This window comes from Kribbella sp. NPDC050470, from assembly GCF_044458365.1.
Classification (GTDB): Bacteria; Actinomycetota; Actinomycetes; order Propionibacteriales; family Kribbellaceae; genus Kribbella.
This window is the reverse complement of sequence record NZ_JBITHV010000026.1, coordinates 45,445-47,963: the sequence shown is the minus strand read 5'-3', so window position 1 is coordinate 47,963 and position 2,519 is coordinate 45,445. Positions and strand designations below refer to the sequence as shown.

At 65.3% G+C, this 2,519-nt stretch carries 1 protein-coding gene; it reads left to right on the top strand.

Annotation, left to right across the window (positions count from 1 at the left end; all coding sequences use genetic code 11):
- Positions 1–35: 35 nt before the first annotated feature.
- A complete protein-coding gene (locus tag ACIBGM_RS45110) occupies positions 36–1,397 on the top strand; it encodes a recombinase family protein (RefSeq protein ID WP_396389117.1) in 1,362 nt (453 codons plus the stop codon).
- Positions 1,398–2,519 lie beyond the last annotated feature (1,122 nt).

Genomic DNA, 2,519 nt, shown 5'->3' with positions numbered 1-2,519 from the left:
CCCGACGCACATCACGCAAGGCATAGTATCGAGTTGTGACGAGAGCCCGCATGTACCTGCGCATCTCCAACGACCGAGAAGGCCGCGAGATAGGCGTCGGCAGACAAGAGGAGACCTGCCGCGAACTCGCATCACGACTGAAGGCCGAGCTCGTCGAACCACCCTACGTGGACAACGACGCTGGAGCCTCGACGCTCAGTAAAGCATCAAGACCGGACTACGACCGCCTCCTGCAGGACGCAGAAGACGACCCGGGCAGCCTGATCCTGGCCTACTCGAACTCCCGCCTCACCCGCCGCCCCTTCGAGTGGGAACACCTCATCAGGCTCCACGAACGGGCACGGGTAACGGTCCACACCTGGGCGTCAGGCACTGCGGACCTGTCCAAAGCAGACGGGCGAGCAGTAGCGCGGACGATCGCGGCCTGGGACGCAGCGGAAGCAGAACGAACCGGAGAGCGGGTGAAAGAAGACGTGGAACGCAGAGCCAAAGCGGGACTGTTCCATGGCGGCGGGAGATCGTTCGGGTGGACCGTCGACCACGAGCTCGAACCAGGAGAGGCGGCGATCCTCGAGGATTGGGTAGACAGGTTGATCGCCGGCGAGGACGTGCGTTCCCTGTCCAGGGAGGCGATCGACAAGGGGATCCCCACGGTCCGCGGGGGAACGTGGAGACCGTCGATCATCCGCCAGATGGTGATCAACCCGCGCATCGCTGGATTGCGCGCCCTGAAGGGCGAGATCAAAGGCAAGGCTGTGTGGCCGGCGATCGTGCCCCGGGAGAAGTGGGAGCAGGTCGTCCGCATCCTCGAAGACCCAGCCCGGAGGGCGAACCACTCCACCACCTATCGGGTACACCTGCTGACCGGTCTCGCGCTGTGCGACCAATGCGACGTCACCGTGGGATCGAACGTCACCTCCAGCAAGAAGAACGGCCGCCGGGTCGCGTACATCTGCTGGCAGTGCGGCATGTCCAGGGACATCAAAGCAATCGACCTGTACGCGGAGACCACGATCACAGCTCTGCTCGAGCACTACGAGGAGAAACCCCCGGGAGTGGACCCGAAGCAACTCCAGGCGGTCCAGGCGCTGCGGGACCGGATCGAGGCCGTGAAGGAGGACTTCGCCACCGACGACACAGCCGACCCCGCAGACCTGCGGGAGACGCTGCGGCTCCTGCGCGGCCGGCTCAAGACCGAGGAGGCGAAGATCGCGCCGCGACGGCAGGATCAGGTCGTGAAGGGCGTCACCGGGGACCAGGCCGCAGGTGCATGGCGATCGCTGCCGTTGTCGCGGAAACGGGCGATCATCGATGCCTTGGTCGAGGTGCGGTTGCGACGTGGGCCGAAGGGCCGTGTGCCATTCGACCCGGAGACTGTGCAGATCGTTCCACGGTGACCCCAGGGCAGGGCGCCCAGGATCACCAGTTCTTGGTACGTGCAGCTTCGGTGGCGAGTATCGCCAGCATCCTCCGTGATCCAGGCGATAGGCGCGGCCAAGCGTTCACCACAGCGGTGAGATCAGGGTCCTCTACAGGTCCAACCCGGACAGGACCCGCTCCACCGACCCCGCACGCCACCCCAGAGCGTCCTCCAGCCTCGCCAACGTGGCTGGATCGTACGAGGACTTCCTGGCGTGCTCGATGCTGTCCAGCGTCGTACGGGACATCCCTGACGCGGCAGCGAACGCCGCAAGACTCCGGTGCCCCTGGTGCAGCCGACCGGCAGTTACCAGATGCCCCAGACGTACCCACCGATCGGCCACTCGCGTGAGTGTGTCGGTAGCCCGGGGCTACCGTCGCGCATACACCACCGCCGCGCTCCACAATGAACACGGAACTGTTCACGATCGACCGCGCGGCAAGCACAGCTTCACCCCCAGGAGGTCCACCACGCACGCCGCAGCCGGCAGGGTCGAGGTCTTAGGCAGGGTCGGGGTCACGGTCTCGGTGAGGGACGGGGACGCCGTTTCAGACGGCGTCGGGGTCGGTGTCGCCTGAGGCACCTTGGTCCTGGCCGGCGTCTTCCGTGGAGTGGCCACGGGGGTGCTGCTCCTACCCAGGGTCCGCAAAGGTGAGGTTCTCGGCGGACTCGGCTTCACGGTCGGCTTCACGGTCGGCTTCACCGCTGGCTTCGTCGAGGGACTGACGGCGGCCGGAGGACGGATCCCCTCAGGTGGGTCCGACCCTGGCGAGCCGGGATCCTCGGAGACCGCGGCGCCGGCGCCAATCACGGCAGCAGCGAGCCCGACAGCGATCTTCCGCGGGTCGACCAGCCACTCCACGCCGGCCCAGATCGCTCCCCCGATTCCCCCACCCTTGATCAGCCTGAGATTCCTCTTGCGTCTCCCCCGTTCTTCTTGTTTCAGGAGCCGTTCGAGTTCCTCGGCTGCCTGAACTCCCTCCTGGATCCGTTTTCGCAGTAAATCGATGTCCTTCTCTGGCATGCTACTAACGGTTACAACGTTGTGACGTAAAAGTGAAGAGTCTGTGGCCTAGACGTTTTGGGTTCCTACCCCCGT